Annotated in this window: 12 protein-coding genes; 8 read left to right on the forward strand and 4 right to left on the reverse strand. The window is 62.5% G+C overall.

The window, feature by feature from the left end:
- Position 1: 1 nt before the first annotated feature.
- The 3 genes from AC07T0_RS25650 to AC07T0_RS25660 form a co-directional block, all read right to left on the reverse strand.
- Positions 2 to 3,673, reverse strand: a complete 3,672-nt coding sequence (locus tag AC07T0_RS25650; protein ID WP_495003814.1) for a translocation/assembly module TamB domain-containing protein — start codon at positions 3,671 to 3,673, stop codon at positions 2 to 4.
- Positions 3,670 to 5,397, reverse strand: coding sequence for an autotransporter assembly complex protein TamA (locus AC07T0_RS25655; RefSeq protein WP_495003815.1), 1,728 nt, complete (start codon positions 5,395 to 5,397; stop codon positions 3,670 to 3,672). Before AC07T0_RS25655 ends, AC07T0_RS25650 begins: the two co-directional genes overlap by 4 nt.
- Positions 5,398 to 5,467: 70 nt before the next feature.
- A complete protein-coding gene (locus AC07T0_RS25660) occupies positions 5,468 to 6,118 on the reverse strand; it encodes a GNAT family N-acetyltransferase (protein WP_495003816.1) in 651 nt (216 codons plus the stop codon).
- A 134-nt stretch (positions 6,119 to 6,252) separates the two neighbouring features.
- Between AC07T0_RS25660 and xthA the strand changes: the two genes are divergently transcribed.
- Entirely contained in the window at positions 6,253 to 7,065 is an 813-nt protein-coding gene (gene xthA, locus AC07T0_RS25665) for an exodeoxyribonuclease III (protein ID WP_495003817.1), read from the forward strand.
- Positions 7,066 to 7,296: 231 nt separating this feature from the next.
- Complete coding sequence (locus AC07T0_RS25670; RefSeq protein ID WP_495003818.1) at positions 7,297 to 8,631, forward strand: substrate-binding domain-containing protein; 1,335 nt, start codon at positions 7,297 to 7,299, stop codon at positions 8,629 to 8,631.
- A 123-nt stretch (positions 8,632 to 8,754) separates the two neighbouring features.
- Here the strand turns inward: AC07T0_RS25670 and AC07T0_RS25675 are convergent, their stop codons facing one another.
- Positions 8,755 to 9,984, reverse strand: coding sequence for an acyl-CoA dehydrogenase (locus tag AC07T0_RS25675; protein WP_100943900.1), 1,230 nt, complete (start codon positions 9,982 to 9,984; stop codon positions 8,755 to 8,757).
- Positions 9,985 to 10,135: 151 nt separating this feature from the next.
- Between AC07T0_RS25675 and AC07T0_RS25680 the strand changes: the two genes are divergently transcribed.
- The 6 genes from AC07T0_RS25680 to AC07T0_RS25705 all read left to right on the forward strand — a co-directional run bounded on the left by AC07T0_RS25680 (position 10,136) and on the right by AC07T0_RS25705 (position 24,345).
- The gene (locus tag AC07T0_RS25680) at positions 10,136 to 11,065 is read left to right on the forward strand and encodes a LysR family transcriptional regulator (RefSeq protein WP_495003819.1); all 930 of its coding nucleotides are present in this window, start codon (positions 10,136 to 10,138) and stop codon (positions 11,063 to 11,065) included.
- 225 nt (positions 11,066 to 11,290) lie between these two features.
- Positions 11,291 to 11,689, forward strand: coding sequence for a MerR family transcriptional regulator (locus AC07T0_RS25685; protein ID WP_495003820.1), 399 nt, complete (start codon positions 11,291 to 11,293; stop codon positions 11,687 to 11,689).
- Between the two features lie 120 nt (positions 11,690 to 11,809).
- Positions 11,810 to 12,709 carry a hydroxymethylglutaryl-CoA lyase gene (locus AC07T0_RS25690; RefSeq protein ID WP_495003821.1) on the forward strand — a complete coding sequence of 300 codons (900 nt, stop codon included), beginning with the start codon at positions 11,810 to 11,812 and terminating at the stop codon, positions 12,707 to 12,709.
- A gap of 687 nt (positions 12,710 to 13,396) precedes the next feature.
- Positions 13,397 to 16,897 carry a calcium-binding protein gene (locus AC07T0_RS25695; RefSeq protein ID WP_495003822.1) on the forward strand — a complete coding sequence of 1,167 codons (3,501 nt, stop codon included), beginning with the start codon at positions 13,397 to 13,399 and terminating at the stop codon, positions 16,895 to 16,897.
- A 34-nt stretch (positions 16,898 to 16,931) separates the two neighbouring features.
- Positions 16,932 to 19,142, forward strand: a complete 2,211-nt coding sequence (locus AC07T0_RS25700) for a hypothetical protein (RefSeq protein ID WP_495003823.1) — start codon at positions 16,932 to 16,934, stop codon at positions 19,140 to 19,142.
- 91 nt (positions 19,143 to 19,233) lie between these two features.
- On the forward strand, positions 19,234 to 24,345 hold the full coding sequence (locus AC07T0_RS25705) for a dermonecrotic toxin domain-containing protein (protein WP_495003824.1): 5,112 nt from the start codon (positions 19,234 to 19,236) through the stop codon (positions 24,343 to 24,345).
- Positions 24,346 to 24,524: the final 179 nt, after the last annotated feature.

The following is a 24,524-nucleotide window of genomic DNA, read 5'->3' on the forward strand; positions in this document are numbered from 1 at the left end:
CTCAAAAATCGCGCTTGTAGAAAATATCCAGGGAACTGGCCACGCCACTCGCCGCCTCCAGATACACGCGCTTGCTCAACAGATAGCGCAAGGCGATGGTATTGGCCGGTTCGAACACCCCCACCCCATAGCGCAAGCTCAGCTTCTCGCTGATCTTGCCGCTGGCCACCACCGCCGTGCTGCTGCCACTGCCCTGGGTATCGAGGGCAAAATCCTCGATACCCAGGTTCTTCGCCAGGTCGCCGGTCAATCCGGAACTGCCCATCAAACCCAAGCCCAACGCCGCCTGGGCCAGCATATTGCTGTCTTCGCCGGTGGTGCTCAACGGCCGCCCCAACACCAGGTAGGACAGCGCCTGCTCCTGGCTCATGGCCGGTTCCGAGAAAATCTGCGTGGTCGGTTGTTCAGCACTGCCGCTCAAGCGAATACCGGCGATCACGTCACCGGTCTGGCGAATCGCCTCGATATCCAGATAAGGCTGATCGATGGGCCCGGCAAACAGCAACCGTGCCCGGCGGATGGTCAGGCGCTGGCCATAGGCACTGTAGCGTCCGTCGTTGAGCCGCAGCTCGCCACGGGTGTCGAGGTTGTCACCGATATGCACCTGCCCCTGCAAGTCGGCGCTCAGGCCGAAGCCGTTGAAGCTGAGCTTGTCCTCCCCCACCAGCACGTCGATATCCATGGACATCGTCAGCGGCGTCTTGCCCGCTTCGGTCTGATGGCCGACGATCACCGTGTCGTCCGAGACCTTGACCGTCGACGGCGGCAGCTCACGCACGGTGATCGCGCCCTTGGGCACATGGACCTTGCCGGCAATCGCCAGCTTGTCGCCGTGCATCGACAGCGTCAGGTCCGGTGCCACTTCCAGCGCCGCATAGGGCTCGACGCTGACCGGCAACTGCGAGCCCTTGATCGCCAATTCCAGCTGCAGCGCATCGGTCCAGTCGATGTGCCCGCTGAGGCTGCCGTGCCCGGCATCGCCGCCGGTCCAACGGCCCTTGAGCTGGACGTTTTCCCCGGCAATCTGCGCCTGTACCTGCAAGTCCTTGACCGTGGTGGGCACTTCCGCGCCGGAAATCTCGCCGCCACTCAGGGTCAGGTTGCCGTTGACCTTGGGCGCCAGCAAGCCACCAGACAAACGCCCGCTGCCATCCAGGCGCCCGGCCAGGGTCTCGACCTTACGCACGAACGGCCGGGCCACGCTGAGGTCGAGGCCACTGAGGCGGAAATCGCCAGTCAGGGGCTTATTCTTCACCAGAGGATTGATCTGCGCCTGGAGCATCAGTTCGCCGAGTTTGCCACCGCGAAAATCCACCAGCGTGTCGACCCGTCGCGGGGTCAGGTTGCTGGTCAGTTTGAGGGTCTCGTAGGGGAAATCCAGCCACTTGCGCCGTTCGCGCAGGCGCAAGGTGCCGCCGCTGGCATCGATCATGATCTGCCCCTTGGGGCCGCTGGCCGGCAGGTCCAGTTGCAGATCGGCATTGAGCCGGCCCTGCCAGGCGAAGTCGCGGGGCAACCATTGCCCCAGGCTCTCCAGGGGAAACTGCTTGAGGTGATAACGCAAACGCGGCTCGGGCATCAGCCGCTGATCCTCGCCACAGAGGCTGGCCTGCCCCGACAGCCAGCAGTGGCTGCCGAAGTTCAGCCGGCCATCGGCGAGGTATTCGAGTTTGGCCGGATTCTGCAGTTTCCAGTCCTGGCCGCCGGTCTGTACATCGCCGGAGACCAGGCGTCCGCGCCAGTTGCCTTTGTCGAGGGCGCCGTCCAGGTCCAGGGCCAGCTTCAACAGCGGCCCTTGCAGATCGAGTTGCGCCTGCTGACGCTTGAGATCGCCCTGCCCTTGCAAGGTCAGGGTGCCCAGGGCCGTGTCGCCGACCTGGATACCGTCGCCCTTGAGGTCCAACCGGCCCCGTTGGGCGCTGTCGAGGTTGGCCTCGAGACTGAAGTCCCGCAGGCGGTTATCGGCGAACAGCAGTTGCTGGCCGTGCAGGCTGACCTTGCCTTGCGGCGCCTTGAGGCTGCCGGCGAGATCGACTCGACCTTTGACCTGCCCACGCAATTGCGGCCAGAGCTGGCCCAGGCGCGGCAGGTTGAGATCGAGCTGCCCGGCCAGGCGTTGTTGCAGACTGCCGCTGCCCTGGATGCGGTTGTCGCCCAGGCGGATATCCAGGGCGCCGAGGGTCCATTGCGCGCCTTTGCCGCTGGCCTTGGCCTGGAGCTGCGCCGGTTGCCCGCGCAGTTTGCCCTTGAGGTCGATATTGGCCTCAAGGACAAGCTGCTGGTTCTTCAATTCGCCCTTGCTGCGCAGCGGCCCAGCCAGGGTCCCGGGCAACTCCGCCAGCCAGTACGCCGGGTTGAGTGCACTGAGGTCCAACGCGCTGTCCCAGGCGATACCGTCGGCAAATTGCAGGTTCAGGTGCCCGCTGGCCTTGCCCTGCCCCGCCGTCAGTTCAAGCTGCGGCAGGGCGATCTGTTTCAGGTCGCCACTGAACGGCGTCAGCAGGCTGAACTTGCCCGCCGGGCCGTCGAGGTCGGCCTGGACATAGCCCAGGTAGTTGCCATCGCGGTAATGCACTTCGCCGATCAGGGTCCGTGCCTTGACCGCCGGCTCCTCGATCAGCGGGTACAGGCGGTGCCAGGGGAAGTCCAGCCAGTCGACCTTGGCATCGGCGCTGAAGCCCTTCTGCCAGTCCAGTTCGGCGCTGAGTTTCAGCCGCTGCCTGGCATCGGCCGTCAGGTCCAGCGCGGCGATCTGTGCGCCCTGCGCATCGACCCGAGCTTGCAGGTTCAGGTCGACGGAGCCTTGTTCGGCCGGCAGCACGGCTTTGCCCTGGAGCTGATAACCGTCTTTCAGGTTGCCGCTGCCCGTGAGTTCAAGCTGATTGAGTTGCAAGGTATCGGGCAAATCGGCGCTGGCCTTGAAGCCATCGGCACTGATTCGCACCCGGGCCGGCAGGTGCTCGGCCAGGGCCTCCAGTTCGCCGGTCAGTTGGCCCTGCAGATAACCGCTGCTGTTGGCCTTGAGCTTGAGGGTCTTGAGCAGATCGCCCTGCACCTCCAGCGCCAGGGCCCAAGGCACGCCGCCCGGCGCCGGCAACAGCAACTTGCCCTCGGCCGTCAGTGGCCAGTCGCCGCTCGGTTGCAGCAGCCCGGACAGGTCCAGGCTGAGGTCATCGTGCCGCAGATGCACGGTATCGATCTGCAAGCCCTGGGCGGTCCAGTGCGCGGCCAGTTGCAACTCCTTGAGCTGCTCGCTGCCATCGAGCCACAGGCTGCCGATACGCACCTGGCGCAACTCGATCGCCACCGGCAATTTCAGCGTCGGCAAGCTCAGCGGCCCGCTCTCGGCCGGCGCGCCCGGTTCGAACCGCAGCTCGACCCGATCGACTTCCAACTGATCGACACACAGCACAAAGTGCGTCAGGCACAGCGGTGACCAATTGAAACGCGGCTGCTGCAATTCGACCCGATTAGCGCCTTGTTGCCAGAGCAAATAATCGGCACGCCACTGGCCACCCAAATGGCCCTGGAAATTTTCCACGCTCAAGCCCGGCACTTGCGCCAACGCCCAACGACTGCCGACCTGGGTTCCCAACAGCAACCCCAACGACACCAGCAACAGCAGGATCAGCAAGACAACCGCCAGGCCGAGTACTTTCAAACCCCGCTTCACAACTCAGGCCCCATGGAAAAGTGCAAACGGATACCGCCGGGATCGTCCAGCGCATGGGCCAGGTCGAGGCGGATCGGCCCCACCGGCGAAACCCAGCGCACGCCGATGCCGACGCCGGTCTTGAGGCTTGGCAAGTCCAGGGTGTTGAACGAGTTGCCCTGGTCGACGAAGGTCGCGACCCGCCATTTCTCGGCGATGGAATATTGGTATTCAAGACTGCCGGCCACCATGTAGCGCCCACCGACGCGGTCACCCTCGGCGTTTTCCGGCGACAGGCTCTGGTAGTCGTAGCCGCGCACGCTCTGGTCGCCACCGGCGAAGAAACGCAGGGACGGCGGCACGTTCCTGTAGCCGTTGGTGGCGCTGCCACCGAACTGGATCCGACCAAGGAAGCGATGGTTATCCCAGACCGTGGTCAAGCCCTTGAGCGTCGCCGTGCCGTACAACAGGTTATTGTCCGAGGCCAGGCCTTCCTTGGCGACCTTGCTGTCGAACTCCAGACGATAGCCGTGGTGCGGATCGATACGGTTGTCGCTGCGCAGGTAAGAATAATTGATGCCTGGCATCAGCAAAGTACTCAGGCCCGAGTCATCGCCGAGGCGATACTCCTCACGCTGCCACTTGAGCGAAATCACACGCTGCCAGCCGCTGGGTAATTTGCTGTGCCATTCCGGGCCGATGGTGAACAACTTGCTCAGGCTGTCGGTATTGGCGATTTCTTCGTACTGGTAGCCGGCGGCCCAACGCAGCTTGTCGGTGAGCGGCGGGTCCAGCGGATGGTCGTACCAGAGGCCGATATTCTGCCGGGGCGCGGACACCTCGCTTTCAATGCCGTAGCTGTCACCCTGGGCATTGACCCAGTGGCGGGTCCAGTTGGCCTTGACGCGGGGCCCGACGTCAGTCGAATACCCCAGGCCCAGGCCCATGGTGCGCGGCTTGCGGGTATCGAGCTGAACCTCCACCGGAATCACCTGCTCCTTGGCCGCCATCGGGGCCGCGTCCACCCGCACGCCTTCGAAGTAGCCGCTCGATTGCAGGGCCTGGTTGAGCTCGGCAATCAGTTCGGAATCGTAAGGGGTTCCGGCCTTGAACGGCACCATGCGATGCAGCAGGTCTTCGTCGAAGGGGGTGTCACCGGCGAAATGCACCGGACCCAGGGAATAGCGCGGACCGCTGTCATAGATCAGCTCGATATCGGCGATGCCCGCCTGGGGATCGACGATCAGCTTCTGACTGATAAAGCGTCCGCTGAAGAATCCGTAGCGCGAGGCCTGGTTGAGGATCAGCCGCTTGGCGTCCTCGTAGTGCCCATGGTTGAGCACGGCACCGGGTTTCAGGGTGTCACTCTTGGGCACCCGGAAAGCCTTGAGGCTGGCGGCCGGGCCTTCGATGCGCACGGTGACGTTGCGCAGGTGCACCGGTTCGCCGGGGTCGATGCTGAGGATCAGCCGGGGCGTCTTGCCGGCTTCGACTTCAGTCTCGATCCGCGGCTGATAATAGCCGAGCGCCTGGGCGGCCTTGCGTGCCTGCTCCTGCGCACCGCGGCTGAAACGTCGCAGGGCATTTTCGCCACGGTTACCGAGGCTGCCAATGTAGCCTTCCACATTGGCCTTCAACTCGTCATTCGCCGGCTTGACCCGTACATCGAGTTCACTTTGCGCCAGGGCCGCGATGCTGCAACAAAGCAGGAGCAAACCGCCGGTCAATCTTAGGGGAAACATCATAGGCGCGGATGCTATCACGGGCTGGGTTAAGGCCGTCATAGAACGCGAAACCGACCGGAAAGTTCGACAGTCAAGCCATTGCTGTTTGTAACACCTGTGGATTGGCGTGATAAAACACGTGCTCGCGGATCGGTCCCACCGCCACCTCACCAATGTCCTCATAGCCCTGGCGCTTGTAGAACTCAAGATAGCGCGGGTTGCCGGTATCGAGCACCACGCCTTGGGAGTGCGGGTCCTCGGCGCACCAATTGTGCACCGCCGTCAGCAGTTGCTCACCATATTGCTGGCCCTGAAATTGCGGGTGGATACCCAGCAACGGCAGCACATGCACCGAATCCGACGGCAGACTCGCCAGCACCGCCTGCTGGTACTCCAGGTAACGGCGGGTACAGCGAAAACCGGTGCTCAGCACCATGCGCATGCGCCAGACCCAGCTTTCGGTAATGTCCAGGCGACGCTGTGGCGGGGCGATCAGCGCAATGCCGATCAGGCGGTCGTTGACCAGCAGCCCGATGGCCGGCAGATCCTCGAGAAAGTGCTGCTTGACCCGCTCGCGCACCGTGGCCCGGACCCGCTGCTCGTAGCCCGGGCGCTCGGCCTCGAACAGATAGGCAAAAGTCGGCTCATGCCGATAGGCCTGGTACAACAGGGAACGCGCTTCCCGTGAATAACCGCCGTCGAGCAAATGGATTTGGGCGGTGATCTCTGGCAGATCCGACATGGCGATCCATCTCCCTGGCCGCGGCGCCTGCCGCGACGATTTGAGAGAACGTTAGCAGTGCATCGGTACTCCCGCCACGCTGGCCGTCGCCGGACTTGTCGGCTAGCATCGCTGTTTTGCCAGGATTGCCGCCCATGAAAATCGTCTCGTTCAACATCAACGGCTTGCGCGCCCGGCCCCATCAGTTGGCGGCGCTGATCGAGAAACACCAACCGGACGTTATCGGCCTGCAGGAAACCAAGGTCTGCGATGAGCAGTTTCCACAGGCCGAAGTCGAAGCCCTGGGTTACCACGTGCATTTTCATGGTCAGAAAGGCCATTACGGCGTGGCACTGCTCTCGCGCCAGGCGCCGCTGAGCCTGCACAAGGGTTTCGAGGGCGACGATGAGGAAGCCCAGAAGCGTTTTATCTGGGGCACCTTCGCCGATGAAAACGGCACGCCGGTGACCATCATGAACGGCTACTTCCCCCAGGGCGAAAGCCGCGACCATCCGACCAAGTTCCCGGCCAAGGAACGCTTCTACCAGGACCTGCAACAGCTGCTGGAAAGCCAGTTCAAGCAGGACCAGCCGCTGGTGGTGATGGGCGATATCAATATCTCCCCGGAAGACTGCGATATCGGCATCGGTGCCGACAACGCCAAGCGCTGGCTGAAAACCGGCAAGTGCAGCTTCCTGCCGGAAGAGCGTGAATGGCTGGCCCGCCTGAAGAACTGGGGCTTGGTGGACAGCTTCCGGCACCTGTACCCCGAGGTGAATGACCGCTTCAGCTGGTTCGACTACCGCAGCCGCGGTTTTGAAGACGAGCCCAAGCGTGGCCTGCGGATCGACGTGATCATGGCCTCGAATGGTTTGCTGTCACGGGTCAAGGCCGGTGGGGTTGACTATGAATTGCGCGGCATGGAAAAGCCTTCCGACCATGCGCCGATCTGGCTGGAACTGGGCTGATTCGGCGTTCGGGCTTGAGGGCCTCTTCGCGGGCAAGCTGCGCTCCCACAATGTCCGGGGCTGACCGAGAGTTTGCGGTGTGACTCGGTCCCTGTGGGAGCGGAGCTTGCCCGCGAAGAGGCCAGAACAAACACCATCACCGCTACAGATGGCTCACCCCACCCTGTCATTTAGCTGCAACCCGACTGACTTATTCTTGCAGCACTCTGACCCACAAAAGGTGCAGGCCCCATGCTGCGCGCGCTCTCACTGCTGATCCTCTGCGGTCTCCCCGCCCTGACCCTGGCGGCCCTGCCCGCGCCGCCCGACGACGGCCCGGCGCTGCGCATCCAGGGCTCCAACACCATCGGCGCCGACCTCGGGCCGGCGCTGGTCAAGGGCTGGCTCGAAGAACAGGGCCTGCACGGCGTACACCTGGCCAATACCGGCAAGGACAACGAACAGCGCGTGCTTGCCACCACCGAACAAGGGCGCCGGGTGCGGGTCGAAGTCGCCGCCCATGGCTCCAGCACCGGTTTCAGCGCCCTGAAAGCCGCTACCGCGGACCTCGCCGCCTCCTCACGCCCCATCAAGGAGGCGGAACTGACTGACCTCGCCAGCCTCGGCGATCTGAAAAACCCCGACGCCGAGCAAGTCATCGCCATCGACGGCGTGGCGATTATCCTGCACCCACAAAACCCGTTGAGCCGACTGAACACCGAAGAGCTGGCAAGCATCTTTTCCGGCGAAGTGAAAACCTGGGAAGAACTGGGCGGGATCGGCGGTGCCATTCACCTCTATGCCCGCGATGAAAAGTCCGGGACCTGGGACACCTTCAAGGAACTGGTACTGGCCCGTCACGGCAAATCCCTGGCCACTGGCGCCCAGCGTTTCGAATCCAGCGAACAGTTGTCCGACGCGGTCAGCCAGGATCACCAGGGGATCGGTTTTATCGGCCTGCCCTATGTGCGCCAGGCCAAGGCCCTGGCCATCGTCGATGGCGATTCGCAAGCGATGCTGCCCCTCGCCAGCCTGATTGCCACCGAGGATTATCCGCTGTCGCGGCGACTGTTCTTCTACTTGCCGCCCAACCGCCAGAACCCTTGGGCCGTGTCCCTGGTGCGCTTCGCGCAAAGCCCGGCGGGCCAGGCGATTGTCGCCGGCAACGGGTTTGTCGCGCAGACGGTGCAAGCCATGCCAGTGACTCCCGGCCCGGCAATGTCGCCGGAATACCAGGCACTGGCGAAAGAGGCGCAGCGGCTGTCGGTGAATTTTCGCTTCGAGGAAGGTAGCGCCAGCCTGGACAACAAGGCTCGCCAGGATGTGCTGCGGGTCCTGGATTACCTGCATGCCCAGGGTAAGCTGAACAAACAGGTGACCCTGGTGGGCTTTGGCGACGCCAAGAACGATCCGGCCCGCGCCGCCCTGCTGTCCAAGCTGCGGGCCATGGCGGTACGTCGGGAACTGGTGAAGGGCGGCGTGGTGTTTCGCGATATCCAGGGCCTCGGTGCGCAGATGCCGGTGGCGGCCAACACCGCGGATGAAGGCCGCATCAAGAACCGCCGGGTCGAGGTCTGGGTTTACTGAGAGCGGCACTCTCAGAGCACGGCGACATGTGTGGGAGCCGGCTTGCCGGCGATGAGGCCCTTGAGACTTGCATCGCCCTCACCGGCCTCATCGCTGGCAAGCCAGCTCCTACAGACGCAGGTCTCAGCGTTCCGAGCGCATCATCTCGCGCGGCACATATTTGCCGATCTCGTATTTGCCGATCGCCGCCCGGTGCACTTCATCCGGGCCGTCGGCCAGGCGCAGGGTTCGTTGCATGGCGTACATATAGGCCAGTGGGAAGTCGTTGGAAACCCCGGCCCCACCGTGGATCTGGATCGCCCGGTCGATCACCTTCAAAGCCACGTTCGGCGCCACTACCTTGATCTGCGCGATTTCGCTTTTCGCCACCTTGTTACCGGCGGTGTCCATCATGAAGGCCGCCTTCAGGGTCAGCAGGCGCGCCATGTCGATCTCCATCCGCGAATCGGCGATCTTGTCGATATTACCGCCCAGGCGGGCCAACGGCCGGCCAAACGCAGTACGGTTGACCGCGCGTTTGCACATCAGCTCCAACGCCCGCTCGGCCATGCCGATGGAACGCATGCAGTGGTGAATCCGGCCCGGGCCAAGGCGACCCTGGGCGATCTCGAAACCACGGCCCTCGCCCAACAGCACGTTTTCGTAAGGCACCCGCACGTTCTCGAACAGCACCTCGGCGTGACCGTGGGGGGCGTCGTCGTAACCGAACACCGGCAATGGACGAACGATCTTCACCCCGGGGGTATCCACCGGTACCAGAATCATCGAGTGCTGCTGGTGACGCGGCGCATCCGGGTTGCTCAGGCCCATGAACACCAGGATCTTGCAACGCGGATCGCAAGCACCGGAAGTCCACCACTTCTTGCCGTTGATCACCCACTCATCACCCTGGCGCTCGGCGCGGGCGGCCATATTGGTGGCGTCGGACGAGGCCACGTCCGGCTCGGTCATGGCGAACGCGGAGCGGATCTCGCCGCGCAGCAGCGGCTCCAGCCAGCGCTGCTTCTGTTCTTCATTGGCATAACGCACCAGCACTTCCATATTGCCGGTGTCCGGCGCCGAGCAGTTGAACGGCTCCGGCCCGAGCAGCGAGCGGCCCATGATTTCCGCCAGGGGGGCATATTCCAGGTTGGTCAGGCCGGCGCCCAGTTCGGACTCCGGCAGGAACAGGTTCCACAGACCTTCGGCCTTGGCGCGGGCCTTGAGCTCTTCCATGATCGCGGTGGGCTGCCAGCGATCGCCTTCGGCGACCTGGCGTTCGAACACTGGTTCGGCCGGATACACATAAGCGTCCATAAACGCGGTCACACGTTCACGCAGTTCCTGAACCTTGGGCGAATAAGCGAAATCCATGGGCAGCTACCTTCTTGAGTAGGTGGTCGGGGTCATGAAATCGATGCTAGTTCAGCTACGAAAATTTACCAAAGCTATTCTCGGCGTGTATTAACATTCATCACCGATATATGATCGGTTGATCGAACCCTAACAATAAGAGCGCCGCGAAATGAATCTGAGCAAGGTCGACCTCAACCTTTTCATCGTCTTCGACGCCATCTATACCGAAGCCAACCTGACCCGCGCCGGGCAGATCGTCGGCATCACCCAACCGGCGGTGTCCAACGCTCTGGCCCGCTTGCGCGAGACCTTCAACGACCCGCTGTTCGTGCGTACCGCCCAGGGCATGGTGCCGACGCCAATGGCCCAGAACATCATCGGCCCGGTGCGCAATGCCCTCTCGCTGCTGCGTATTTCGGTGCAGGAAAGCCGGATCTTCAACCCATTGCAGGCGAACAAGACCTACCGCATCAGCATGACCGACCTGACCGAGGCGGTGATTCTGCCGCCGCTGTTCCAGCGCCTGCGCCGCCTGGCACCGACGGTGGCGATCGAGAGCTTCCTCTCCAAGCGCCGCGAGACCACCAAGGAGCTGGCCGCCGGGCGTATCGATTTCGCCGTCGACGCGCCGCTCAACACCGACCCGCAGGTGCGGCATGTCAAGCTGATGGAAGACCGCTATGTCTGTGCCATGCGCAAGGGCCATGCGCTGGCCGGCAAGGACAAGCTGACCCTGGACGATTACATGGGGCTGACCCACATCCATATCTCCAGCCGGCGCAATGGCCTGGGCTATGTCGACCTGGCCCTGGGCAAGATGGGCATCCAGCGCAAGATCGCCCTGCGTTCGCAGCATTACCTGATGGCCTCGCAGGTGTTGCAGCAGACCGACATGGTCATGACCGTGCCGGAGCGCTTCGCCCGCCGCCATGACCTGCATTACTTCCAGTTACCAGTCAATGACGTGCCGCCGGTGGAAACCCACCTCTATTGGCACGAAAGCACCGACCAGGATCCGGCCAATCGCTGGATGCGCGAGCAGATGATCGAGCTGTGCCAGCAGGTCACCGCCCATGAGAAGAAACTCGACAAGGCCTGAGCCAGAGGGCAATGCAATCTGAATGCATGCCCTGTGGGAGCGGAGCTTGCCCGCGAAGGCGGCCTTAAGATCGCTAAAAGCTTCGCGGGCAAGCTCCGCTCCCACACAAGCACGGTGTCGGGGCCACCATCGCGAGCAAGCTCGCTCCTACATCAAGCCTGATCTGCTTGACGTTTACGTCAAGCAGCCTTTAGCTTAGCGCCATGACCTTTCTCGAGCGCTTTCATGAGCAGCCAGACCTACAGCATTTCCGATCTCGCTCGCGAGCTCGACATCACCACCCGGGCCATTCGTTTCTATGAAGAGCAAGGCCTGCTCAGCCCTGAACGAAAGGGCCTGGAACGCATCTACTCGGCCCGGGACAAGGTGACCCTGAAACTGATTCTGCGCGGTAAGCGCATCGGCTTTTCCCTGGCCGAATGCCGCGAGTTGATCGAGCTCTACGACCCCAGCAGCGGCAACCAGAAGCAGCTCAACAGCATGCTGGCGAAAATCACCGAGCGTCGGGCGCAGCTGGAGCAGCAACTGCTCGATATCGAGCAGATGCAGCTGGAACTCGACACCGCCGAGGAGCGCTGCCATCAGGCCCTGGCACAGACCCTTGAAACCCAGATCCCCCTGTAGGAGCCGGCTTGCCGGCGATGGGGCCCTCGAACCCTGCGTTGCCTGTACCGACGCCATCGCCGCGGCGCGGCGTTCCGACCAGCCGGCTCCCACCCCCCCTCTTTGCGCAAAGGTATCCCCATGTCACTACCCAGCCACGTACGCCTGATCGAAGTCGGTCCCCGCGACGGCCTGCAGAACGAAGCCCAACCCATCAGCGTGGCCGACAAGGTCCGCCTGGTGGACCGCCTCACCGACGCGGGCCTGGGCTACATCGAAGTCGGCAGCTTCGTCTCACCCAAATGGGTACCGCAGATGGCCGGTTCCGCCGAGGTCTTTGCCCGGATCCAGCGCAAGCCCGGGGTCACCTACGGCGCCCTGGCCCCCAACCTGCACGGTTTCGAAGACGCCGTGGCCGCCGGGGTCAAGGAGGTGGCGGTATTCGCCGCCGCGTCCGAAGCCTTTTCCCAACGCAATATCAACTGTTCCATCCGTGAAAGCCTCGAACGTTTCGTGCCGATCATGGATGCCGCCCGCCAGCACGGTGTGACGGTGCGCGGCTACGTGTCCTGCGTGCTCGGCTGCCCCTATGAAGGCCCGGTCGCCGCCGAACAGGTCGCCGTCGTGGCCCGCGAGCTGTATGCCATGGGCTGCTACGAAGTGTCCCTGGGCGACACCATCGGCACCGGCACCCCGGGCGCCACCCGGAGGATGTTCGAGGTGGTCTCGGCCAGCGTCCCCCGGGAAAAGCTCGCCGGGCATTTCCACGACACCTACGGCCAGGCCATGGCCAATCTCTACGCCAGCCTGCTCGAAGGCATCCAGGTCTTCGACAGCTCCATCGCAGGCCTCGGCGGCTGCCCCTACGCCAAGGGCGCCAGCGGTAACGTCGCCACCGAAGACGTGCTCTATATGCTCAACGGCCTGGGCATTCACACCGGGGTTGACCTGGATCGGCTGCTCCTCGCCGGCCAGGAAATCTGTGCGGTGCTGGGACGTGTTACTGGCTCACGGGTCGCCAAGGCACGGCAGGCGGGATGAATGTGTCCGGGTGTTACCGTCTGGAAACATAAACGAGTAACACGGAAACAGATTCACGACACTGCCCTTTGCCGAAGGTTCACGAAAAATATCAAGCCATTGATTTTAAAGGATTTTAAAAAGTTGGCACGCCACCTGCTATATCTCTTGCATAACAAGAATAAAAAGCGGCAAACCCATAAAAATAAGACGTACCGACTCTGACATAACAAAAACAACACGGCAGAGACGCAGCTAACCGATTTTTTTGGAGAAGGTGTGCTTTCAGGGAACCCTCGGGTCACCCGCAACCGGACAGAGAACAATAAAACTACCTCAAGGTAGCTACGGACTGGTTGGATCACCTGATAAAGCAGATCAGCGCTCAAAAAAATATGTTTGCTCTTTGACCCCGGATGGGGGTCACCTAAACGGCGAGAAAGGGTCACGGTTGACAAAAACAACAACAGACCGCCCCTCAATAACAAGAAAAGAGCATACAACAACACATTCAAGGGGAGCTTCGGCTCCCCTTCGTGTTCCTGCCTCCCGGTCATTCGACGATAAACCCGCCCGCACCATATCTATGTAACGCATCCCCGACGCCATGGACCGGATACTGAATCCACCTTCGTTGCCGTCTTCCTGAGTACCAGGAGCCCGGTGCGACGAAGCACTTTCAGCCGTCAGGAAAAATGGATTTTACCTATGTCGATTTCAACAGATGCCAGCGCATCCCGGAATGCCCTCGCCCAGCGCATGCGCGTGTCGGATATTGCCGCTGCTCCGCCCACCACAACCGGACTGCCCGACAGCCTGCAACAGAACCGACTCGCCTACCTGAGCAAACAGGACGAGCGCTTCGGCCCCCTGCGTATCGGCGAGCTCAGCATCAGTCGGATGCAGCTGCAGGCCATGGGCGCTACGCTCGAGGGGCAACCGCTCAGTGGGCGCTATATCCAGCAGGCAGATCAGTCGTTTATCGACGCGCTGCAACTGGACTCGACCCAGGTCGGGAAAATGACCCTGTCGCTCATGCAAAACCAGCCTGAAAGCATTCCCCACCTGCTGTTCGAGATCGCCGCACAACGTTCGATCAACGCCGGTGCCCTGCTCAAAGAGCCCGAGGGGAGCGACCCGCAGTCCGCCCTGCACAAACTCGGCAAGCTGCTCGACTCGGTCCAGCAACTGGACCTGCGCGCCCCGCCGCTAGCGGATCGGCAGCCGAGCTGGGTCGATAGCGCCAAAAGCCGGAGCATGACCAGTGCCGGTGTCGGCATGCAGGCCTATGGCCTTTACTGCGGTATCACGGGAACTTTCGAGGCGTTGAAGAAAGGTGATCGGGTAGAAGCGGCGGTCAATGTCGGCGGTATTGTCGCGGAAGTCGGCTCGGTGACCGTCGAGGTCGGTCTGGCCAAGACCGCGCAAACCATGATTCGTCATGGCGGGTTTGTCTTCAACGGCTTTTGCGCCACCAGCGTCGCCAAGGGACTGGCGCGCAGCGCGGGCCTCCTGGGTTCGGTGCTGACCCTGCCGTTCGATCTGTACAACGCGATCAAATCGTTCAACGACGCGGCCGCGGCCGAGGGCAAGCAAGCCCAGGATCATTACGTCAGCGCGGCATTGAGCCTGACCAGCGCCGGCCTGTCCCTGGCCCTCGGCGCCGGGGCATTGGCCGGTTTCGGCGCGGCCGGGCCGGTGGGCATCGTCGCCGGGATGGTGTTGATCCTCGGCGCGCGAATCTATGGCGCGGCACGCCAGATCGACGACATCGACGACTATATCGAACTGAGCCTGGGAGAACGCTGGCGCTCCGGCTGGCAAGCCTTCTGGGGCATGTCCCTGGACCAGGATATCCTCGATCGCTATCAGATCGCCGTAGCCACCAGCGCCCACGCCAACGCCCAGGAAAAAGCCGCCCGCGCGCTGCTTGACGGCGAACTGAAGGACAGTGTGCAAACCATCGTCAGCGGCCAGTTCCAGATCGAACTGACGGCGGTCAAACACTGGAAACATCAATGGGATGCCCGTCGGGCAGAGTCACCTTATCGTCTGGTCAACGAAACGACGCTACGCGAAGGAGACGACAGCGTGGACGCCCGCGACGGCCTGCCGTCGTCATTGCCTGGCAGCGTGGCAGGAACCGAAGGCGCCAGCAAAGGCATCCTCTGGCAACTCGGTGGGGGTAACGACAGCATTGTCGGTGTCCGCGACAAACCCAATTACTTCAGTTACGGCGACGGTCTCAAGACCCTGACCGGTGGTGACAAGGACGATCTGTTCCAGTTCAGCAGCGCCGGCGAGTGCCTCAGGACCACCCCTGTCCTGGCCCGCTACCATGCCCTGCGCGGTGGCGCCGGAACGGACACACTGACGTTGCTGGGAAAACCCGCCAGTCCTTCGCGCTACATCGGCTACAGCATCGATCTCAAGCATGGCCGGCTGGGCTTGCGCACCGCCAGGGCCGGCTCTCCCCCGGGCACCCACACGACCCTCGAGTCGATCGAAAATGCCGAGACCCTCGCCGGTGCCTCGAACCAGGTGCACGGCTCGGACCAGGCCAACCGGATCGTCGCCCATGGCAACGGCGACCTGATTGACGCGGGCGCGGGCGACGACACTATCCTGCTTCTGGGCAACAATGCCCAGGCAACCGGCGGTCCGGGTAAAGACCGCTACTTTATCGGTGCGAACAGCCACACCACGACGATTGACGAAGACGGCCAGGACCCCAGCCTGATCGAAGTCGGTTGGCACTTCGAACGCATCCAGCGTTGGTTCGTGCAAGGCACTTCACTGCTGGTTTCATCACTCGAAGGCGAGGATGGCGAGTTACCCGCAAAGACCATCACCATCAGCCATGTCTACAAGACGCTGGGCGAAGAGCGCTTGTTGCAGAACGACAAGCTGGAGTTCATCACCCTCGATGGCTACCGCCTGAAGCCGGACCTGCCGGCAAGCTTGAGTGGCGCGGCGGTCCACGAACTCAAGAGCGTGATTACCCGCGCGGGACAACTTCCAGCGGCGCCGGTCATGGTCAGCGGAACTCAAAGGCACATTGCCGTAGAGCAAAACCACGGCTTTTTTATTGCCCGCCACAGCTGCGCGCAGATCAGCAGTTGCGCCGCCACCTCGACCTGTACGCTCTATATCGACTATGACAGCACTGAAATAGACAGTGTCGAAGCCTGTTATACCGTCAGTTCCACGCGCCAGGGCGCTTTCGATTATCTGAGTTACCGTGATACCCGACTGAGCCTGTCGTTCAAGGACGGCAAACAGTTGATCGTCGAGGCACCGTACCGCAACCGTGCAGCCGTCGGCAGCAATGTCGGGGGCAGCCTGGTCGCCGCCGGGCTCTCACTCAACCGGCCGCTGCTCCTGGTGATGCGCGACGGCCGCTCGTATCGCTTGCAAACACCCCAGCACTCCTATTTCGACGATCATCGCGAACCCGGGCTGAAACGGCTCAAGAGTGCCGCCTTGCTGCGCCAGCGCCAGGGTGAGTACCTGTTCGTCAAGCCCAGGCGCACGCCGGCGACGGTATTGCAGGCGCACCCGCAACGTATCGATCTTCCGGCCGAACCCCAGGTGAGCTTCTATATCCTGGAAGGCCAGGCCTCCTCCTACAACCTGTACCCACGCGCCAATACCGCCATCAGCCTGATAACCCCGGGTGCCGTGGCGAAAACGAGCAATGCCTCGGTGTGGAACATCTACCCTGATTTTCTGGCCGAAGAGATCGGCCGTGAGCAGATCACCCTCGAGGGGAACATCCTCTGCATCGGCACGGTCACCGTCATGCTGCCCGAGGACGAGGGTGGTGGGCAGCCGCTGGAAAAGGTCCGGGTCTTCACCCGCGCCGGCAATCGCTACGACATTCAATACGAATTCGGCAAAGTGCTCCTGAGTGAAGTCAACGCCCAGGCCTACGCCGATCCCGAGGCGATCCTGAAGGATATCCGCCAGCACCGACAGCAGCACGAACTGACCGCCGACCTGCTCGGCATCAGGAATATCCGCCTGAAGGATGCGAGCCCCGGGAATATCCACTACGACATCGAAAGCGACGACTGGACGCTGGACAGCGACTGGTCGCGCAGCATCCGCTCGGATCAATTGCAGATTCTCGCGGCAACCCCGCACAAACCATCCGCGAACAGTCCCGGGCGTACCCGCGCGGTCGCAACCACAGCAGTACCCGATTGATTACAGATCCTGAACAGGATGTTTATTTCTTTAATTGGCAGGTATCCGCATGTCTCCGAAAATCCCGGTCAAACCCAAATCCCCCCCTATCAGGCGGTCCGAGCCCCAGTTACCAGGCCTTGCCGAAACCGCGACGCCATCCGGTAGCCGTATCTCCCCTCCCGCGGGTCTGCGGCCACGCCATCTGGAGAGCCCGCCACTGTCTCTCGGCCAGCCTCCCGCCAGCCAATCCCAAGCGCCAGCCAACACCCCGGCAGGCCAGAACGTACAAGTCACGAGCATTGCGGAGCAGGCCGGCGGCCTTGGCCCCGGCACGCTGGAAAACTACCGGGTCAGCACCCCCGAGTCGTTGCCGCCACCCAACCAGCAGGGCCTGAGAATCACCAAGAAGCGCCGTTATGTCGATCTCGAAGACGGTGGCACGGTCATGGTCGTGTATGACGCGCAACTCGATACCTATCGGGCCAAACGCATCGATGAACTGCTGCCGTCCGGTCCCGCGCTTTACCGGATAGGGCAAAGCTCTGTCTGGGGAGAGAGGACCGTCACATCAGCGGGGGACCAGCCCCCCGCGGCAACTCAGCCCCCGGTCAAACGACCGCGCCTGGCTGACGAGCCGACAGTCGAGGCCAGACCCGCTCAAGTATCGACCGCGCCCGGCCTCATCATTCCCAAGTTCAGCTTTTCCACTCAGAGCCTTTACATCCCGTTCAGAGGTCCCGACAACCAGGGCTATTATCAGTTGATGAAAAGGGGCGACTTACGTCCGGACGGCAGCATCACATTTCCAGCGGGCCTGATTTCCGAGAGCCCCGACTTGCCCTTCACCCTGTTCGCCTTCAGCAAAAATGACAAGTGGGTCCAGGTCACCCCACCAGAAGGCCGAATCGACTCATCCGGCCAGTCGATCCCCCCCGAGCGACTCCCGTCCTGGACCGACCGGGATATCTGGGAACACTATGGGCTTCAGGGTAACGACATCACGCGTTTTCGTTCCGAGGCCAGCGTGATCAGCCGCAAGCCCCAATGGGCCGAAACCACACAAGAGGGCAACCCCAGGGAACAATTGATACGGGAGTTGAAATGGGTCTATCCGGAAAAAACGCCCGAGGAGCGTGGCCAGCTACTGCGCAGCTATAACCTGCTACCCAGCATGCTGCCGCGCTTGAAACAGGCCGTCCAGGAAACCGGCAAGATTCCCCAGTGGGCCGAAGCGCATAAACGCCAGTCGATGGATGAAAGCAACCCACGACGCTTTGACCTGCTGGAAAACGAGGTGATGCCGCATATCCGCAATCTCAGGAACTTCAAACCCCACTCACTGGATCAGGACTTTGACGCTTACTACACCCCGCTGTTCTATGAGGCCTTTCTGCTCAAGCTCGGCTACCGGAAAAACATCCATGGTTGCCTGTACCGGACGGATATCCCCGCCCTGTTCAGAAGCGAAGATCGCACGCCTTTCGAGTTGGCCAGGGATGGCTGCATGCTCGCCAGGGAAAACCATCCGCGCGGCTCGACCACGAAAAAAGCCTTGAGTGCCACCTTCAGCCTGCGCGACGCCAAGGGCTACGGTGTGGGGGGTGGTCCCGGCATTGGCCAACTGCGCTATAACACTCAACTCAACAAATACCCCGGAAAGCGCCCCGCCGCCTACAACGCCAGCTCCGACAGTGACAGCGACGCCAGTTCCCAGGGGGCATCGTCGAATGCCAGCCAGTCCGCGGTGTCCCGAACCTCGGGGGCTGCCGGACGAAAGGATTCGGAGAGTGATTCAGCGTCCTTTTCAGACTCCAGCACAGCGGTTTCGCTGGACAGCGAACGCGGTTACGACACTGCCAGGCACCGCCAGGTCACCAGCTTCATCTACATGATCGATACGCGAAACGTTGAGGTCGTGCCGGGAGCGGAAAACTACTTCTTCAACTATGAGGCCGAGAATGTTCATTTTCCTTACGATGATATCGAAGGGCATATCTCGGTATCGCGCCGGGGAATCAGCGCCGATCGGATCTGGCTGGTCAACTCCAGCCTCACCCGTGCCGCCAAGGTCCAGGCGATACAAGATGCCGCCGGAGCGAGCGAGACCAGAATCGAGAACGCGACCTGGGACGGTGTCGATAACGGCCATGTCTATGATGACTTGATTGACCAGGTAGCCGAATCCGATGAAGTGGTCCTGAATTGGCCGGCCGATAGCAAGATTTTTTCCGACGATGTTATCTGGCCGGACTCGACTGACTGATTGCACACCTTGATTGAATGAATAGCTACCGCAGTTCCAGGTGACGCGACCGCTAGGCTGCCCATTCGAACAACGAATCGGGTTGCACACAATGACGTCGAATACCTCGGCTGACACCGGGTCCGCCACCCCCCCACTCCCCCGAGGACATCGGGGGATTCACTATGATTTCGTCAAAAACAGCTTTCCAGAGTGGCTGGTCCAGGCCGACCCCGCGACGTATCAGGTCCTGCGACGTCGAGCACTGGGCGAGCTGCCCAAGCTGAAGTTGGCGCCGGGCATTTTCACCCAACTGCACCAGAGCTACGCCAGCTGCCTGCACTACCGGCGCCAGGCCGAGGAGGTGCTGGGCAACATGAGCACGGTCGAGGCCTTTGCCAAACCGCGGCTGGAGCAAGCGCTCAAGAGGGAGTTCGGCGTGGCGCTGGATGCCAGCCGAACGTTCATTTTTCAGCCCACCCAGGGCACCCCTGGCAATATCCGCTCCTACGTTTCCACCCTGCTGCATGCCGCCCTGCACAACTACGAAGCCTCGCAAACCCTGGAAGGCCAGCTCGACGAGCCAGGCCGCGCAGCGGCGATTTACAGCGAGTACCCCGTCGACAAGCCGAACCCGTCGCGCCTGGCCCTCTCACCGGTCAAGTTCGCCGCCCTGTGCCGCGCGCTGGACCTGGGCAAGCAGTACCAGCAGCACCTCGATAACGTGTTCTTTCCCCCCGCCAGTGCCGGAGAAACGGCACTGGCGGCGCAGCAGCGTGTGCGCAGCCCTTTCACCGTCCACGACGCCTACGCGCTCGAGACCCAGGTGCATATCGCCTTCCTGCAAGCGCACCTGGACGAGACGGCCTATCGGTTGATGCTGGAGGTGGCCAAGGGCAAGGAAGTCCCGGTACCGGCCGGGCATCCACAGCGCTGTTTCACCTTGAGCCTGTTCAGGATCCAGCTCAACGGCATCCTGGTGGTGCGTACCGATGACCACGCCCACGGCTGGGTGGTCTACATTCCGGGCGACCTCTTCCATCCGGTCCGGCAATACCCGTCGCGCGCCGCCTTCGAAGACCACCTGAGAGAAAAGCTGCGACAGGTTGACTACCTGAAGTTCTTTCTGCGCTTCGTGCCCCAGGCTTCCCGCAACCGCTTTGTCGATACCCTGCTAGAGCGCCTTTCCCCCAAGAAATGGAACGGTTTCTACTACGAGCCGACCCCCGACCCCAAGGCCAACCTCGACCTGGCCGGCGAACTGATCGGCAGCTATCTGTTTCGCCAGCGCTATCGACAGAAGGTCGAGAGTTTCTTCGCCGATGCCCTGTTTATCGCGGTACCCACCGCGGAAAAGGACCGCCAGGCGCTCACGGCGCGCCTGGAACACTACTTCAACATGGCCCTGAATATCCTCAATGTCGCGGCGTTCATTGTTCCCGGGTTGGGCGAAGTGATGCTCGGCGTGGTCGCGGTGCAGTTGGGCAGCAGTATTTTCCACACCCTCGACAGCTTCGCCCTGGGCGAAAAAGAACAGGCCTGGACCTACCTGACCAGCGTCCTGCAAAACGTCGCGCTGATCGCCGCCCTCGGGGCCGCCGGAGCTTGCGCGGCGGCGGCGGAAAACGCCGCGATCGCTGGCGCCGGATTTGTCGATGGACTGCGTCCGGTGACGCTGCCCAATGGCGATATACGCCTGTTCAATCCCGACCTGAGCCCCTTCGCACAGCAGATCGTCCTGCCCCGGGCGCTGGAACCCGATGCGGCGGGCCTCTATCACCATCAGGGCCGCAGCTACCTACCGCTCGACGGCAAATACTATGAACTCAAGCCGGACCCGGCATCCCGGCACTATCGCGCCCGGCATCCGCAAAAAAACGATGCCTATAGCCCGACCTTCAGACACAACGACGCCGGCGCCTGGGTCCACGAATTCGAGCAACCGCTGGCCTGGGATGACCGGCGCGCGTTTGCCCGCCTGGGGCCCGATGCCGCGGCCCTGGACGAGACCGCGGCCCGACGGGTCATGCAGATCAGCGGCATCGACGGCGATGTCCTGCGCAGCCTGCACGTGGATAACCTGCCACCCCCGGCCTTGCTGCGCGACACCCTGATCCGCCTTAAACTCGACCAGGATATCGAGCAGCTGATCGCCCGCCTGCGCAGCGGCGATGACTTGGGTTATTCGCGCGCTGAACTGCACATGACCGTGCAACTGCTGACCAACCGGCCAGTGTGGCCGGACTCGAAAGTATTGCGCCTGCTCGACGAGCAAAAAGCCACGCTCACCGAGTACCCACCCGGGATCGACGCGCGGGTGTCGCGCATAGACGCCACCTGGGCCGACCTGGGCGCCAATGACCTGCTCAAGAGCGTGCTCGACAGGCTGGATGAACGCGAGATTGCCAGCCTGCTCGACGAAGAGTTCGGACAAGGCACCCTCAGCCTTGAGGCCCGCGCCCGCAGACTGCGACAAATACTCGCCAAGGAGGCCGTCAAGCGGCGGGACAGCCTGTTCACCTCGCACTATGAGTTTCGCACTCGGCCGGCCGCTCCGTCGGCGGCGGTGGCGGTGATCCAGCGGGATTTTTCTTCGCTGCCGCGCCTGGTGGCCAGGGAGCTGGTCAGCCAGGCCGACAGTGCCGAACTGCAACGGCTCGCCGCCGGATCGGTGCCGCTGCGCCTGGCCGAGGAAGCCCGCTACTACCTGCAGAACGTCCGTATCGCCCGCCTTTACGAGCAGGTCTACCTCGACTCGGTCGGCCAGGCCGAGGTTTACCGGGTCATCCTGCCCATGCTGGATAAATTGCCGGGCTGGTCGAACAGCGTCCGCCTGGAAATCCGCGACGGTGCCTTCAACGGTCCGTTGCTCGACAGCGTCGGCCCCCAACAGGCGGCCTCGCGCAAGGTATTGATCAGGGAGGGCAACCGCTATGAGGCGCGTGACGCACAGGACCAGGAGTTGCATGGCCCCGACGACCTGTATGCGGCGCTGCTGCATGCCCTGCCAGACGCCGAACGGGCGGCGCTGGGCTTTCCCCACGTGGGCCAGGGCGCGGAATTGAAAAAGGCCTTGCTCGATCTGCCGCTGCTATCCCGCGAAACCCTGTGCGAGCGGCTCGCCATGCCGCCCATCAAACCCGATCGGATACCGCCGATGCGCCTCGCCGGCGGACAGTTCGCCTATGGGATGAGCGGACGTGGCGCGGGTCGGGCGGTACGCTCATTCGAATTCAACCGCCTCGCCCAGGAGTTGTATCCGCGCCTGCGCCTCTCGGAGGTGGAAAGCCTGCATGGCTTGCGGGACATGAGCCTGGGCGCGGGGATAGAACGACTGCGGGCGCTGGAACTCGAATACGCCACCCTCGAAGACGAGCTGGACATCTGGGTCGGCGATCCGCAGGTGTCCGTCGACGCCCGTGGCAGACTGCGCCTGGCCTTGCAGATCAAGCGCTGCTGGCGTCATGAGACCGACCTGGCCAGCGATGCCGAAGGCCTGCCCATCGGTGGCCGCCAGTTGAGCTTGACGGGCTATGCGCTGGACAACCTGCCGACGCTCTCCGCGAACTTCAGCCATGTCAGCGAAATGCATCTGCGTGGGCTGGCGCTAATGGCCACGCCGGAGCTCGATCGTTTCCTGGAAGCCTTTCCGCACCTGCAACGACTGGATATGAGCCGCAATGTCCTGGCTCGCTTGCCTACCGCCCTGGAACGCTTGCCGCAGCTCAAGTACCTCGACCTCAAGGCCAACCAGATCGTCATCACGCCCGGCACCGCCGCGCCGTTGACCCACCTGACCCAGTTGGAAATCCTGTTCCTGGAAAACAATAGCACCCTGTCCATGTTGCCCGACCTGAGTCCACTAAGCCGTCTTTCCCACCTGTACCTGCGCAATACCGGGCTACGCCAATGGCCACGGGGCTACGACAAGCTGCCGGCGCTCAGGCGCCTGGACCTCAGCGACAACCGCATCAGCAGCATTCCCGAGGAGGTCTTCTGGCTCGACGAGCAACGCCTGCGCCTCAACCGGGCGATCAACCTGGAGGGCAACCCGATCCCTGACGCCCTGCGACGACGTGTCGAGGCCTACCGGCTGGAGACCGACCTCGACCTGGGACTCGACGTGCTGGTGGAAAGCGACGATCCGTCGGATTGGAGCAGCGGCTCGCGCCCAGCGTCAGGGGCCAGTTCCCGGCACAGTCGCTGGGGCACGCCCTCCCCCGTACCGCGCGACAGCAAGCCCTGGCTTGAAGGACTGGCCAGGGCGGAGCAGCAAACCAGGCGCGACCTGTGGCTGCGCTTGGCCAGCGATCATATCGAAGAGTCCGAGGCATTTTTCAAAGTACTGGAAGACCTCAAGTACTCCGCCGACTACCGCAGCGCCGTCCACCGTCCTGACTTGGTCGAGCGTGTCTGGCGCATGGTCAGGGGCGCCAGCGAGAATACCGAACTGCGCGAGGAATTGTTCAACAGGGCCAGCGCCCCCGAGCCGGATACCTGCGAAGACGGCATCACCGTGGTCTTCAGCGATATGGGCCTCGATGTCCTGTTGCATGAGGCCAAGGCCCTGCCCCTCGAAGCGCGTGAAGGCCCGCTGCTGAAACTGGCGCGCGGCAAATCCCGCCTGGAGCAGGTGAACCGGCAGGCGCGGCGGGTGATCGAGGCGCGCAAGGCCAGCGGGGCGAATCCCGATGAAGCGGAGGTCTACCTGGCTTTTCGCATCGGCCTGGCGGAAAGGCTCGAACTCCCCTGGCAAGCCAGAAAAATGAACTATGCCAATATTGCCGCCGTAAAGAGCGAAACACTGGAGGAGGCTTACCAGGCAATTCTGGAGCAGGAACGCCAGCCGGGCGAAGTCGCCAGGCGTCTGGTTAATCAGCCGCTCTGGAAGGACTATCTGGAAACGCGCTTTGGCGAGGAACCACTCAAGGCGCCACGGGAACAGCGCAATGCCATGCTCGGCGCGCTCGACGACTTGCTCAGTGCGCAACGTGAATGGTTTTCCGGCAAAACCCTGGACGAACCGCAGAAAACCGATTTGACGCAGCTGATAAGACAATCGGCGCGGACGCTGGGGCTGACAGAAAGCGAAGTCTTCGCCGGCGCCATGACGGACGGCACGTACCTGCAACTGTCGGCGAGCATCGCCAAGCCCTACACCGACAGCCTGGAACAGTTGACCGAAGAGCTGCTGCAGCCGAGCGACACAGTGTCCTCCAACTGACGAACACCCGGCCCCCACAAATCCCGGTTCCGCCACGACAATCACCTCATGCGCAACCCCTTGTAGGAGCTGGCTTGCCAGCGATAAGGCCCTTGAGCCTTGCACTGTCCATGCGGACACCATCGCCGGCAAGCCGGGCTCCGACACGGCATGCACTAGCATGAAGCGCCAGCCAAAAG

The sequence above is a fragment of the Pseudomonas sp. GW821-FHT04D07 genome (assembly GCF_059420225.1).

Excerpts from the sequence above, each read along its gene's own strand:
- AC07T0_RS25655 (WP_495003815.1), bottom strand. The coding sequence starts at position 5,397 with ATGATGTTTCCCCTAAGATTGACCGGCGGTTTGCTCCTGCTTTGTTGC.
- AC07T0_RS25660 (WP_495003816.1), bottom strand. The coding sequence starts at position 6,118 with ATGTCGGATCTGCCAGAGATCACCGCCCAAATCCATTTGCTCGACGGC.
- xthA (WP_495003817.1), top strand. The coding sequence starts at position 6,253 with ATGAAAATCGTCTCGTTCAACATCAACGGCTTGCGCGCCCGGCCCCAT.
- AC07T0_RS25670 (WP_495003818.1), top strand. The coding sequence starts at position 7,297 with ATGCTGCGCGCGCTCTCACTGCTGATCCTCTGCGGTCTCCCCGCCCTG.
- AC07T0_RS25675 (WP_100943900.1), bottom strand. The coding sequence starts at position 9,984 with ATGGATTTCGCTTATTCGCCCAAGGTTCAGGAACTGCGTGAACGTGTG.
- AC07T0_RS25680 (WP_495003819.1), top strand. The coding sequence starts at position 10,136 with ATGAATCTGAGCAAGGTCGACCTCAACCTTTTCATCGTCTTCGACGCC.
- AC07T0_RS25685 (WP_495003820.1), top strand. The coding sequence starts at position 11,291 with ATGAGCAGCCAGACCTACAGCATTTCCGATCTCGCTCGCGAGCTCGAC.
- AC07T0_RS25690 (WP_495003821.1), top strand. The coding sequence starts at position 11,810 with ATGTCACTACCCAGCCACGTACGCCTGATCGAAGTCGGTCCCCGCGAC.
- AC07T0_RS25695 (WP_495003822.1), top strand. The coding sequence starts at position 13,397 with ATGTCGATTTCAACAGATGCCAGCGCATCCCGGAATGCCCTCGCCCAG.
- AC07T0_RS25705 (WP_495003824.1), top strand. The coding sequence starts at position 19,234 with ATGACGTCGAATACCTCGGCTGACACCGGGTCCGCCACCCCCCCACTC.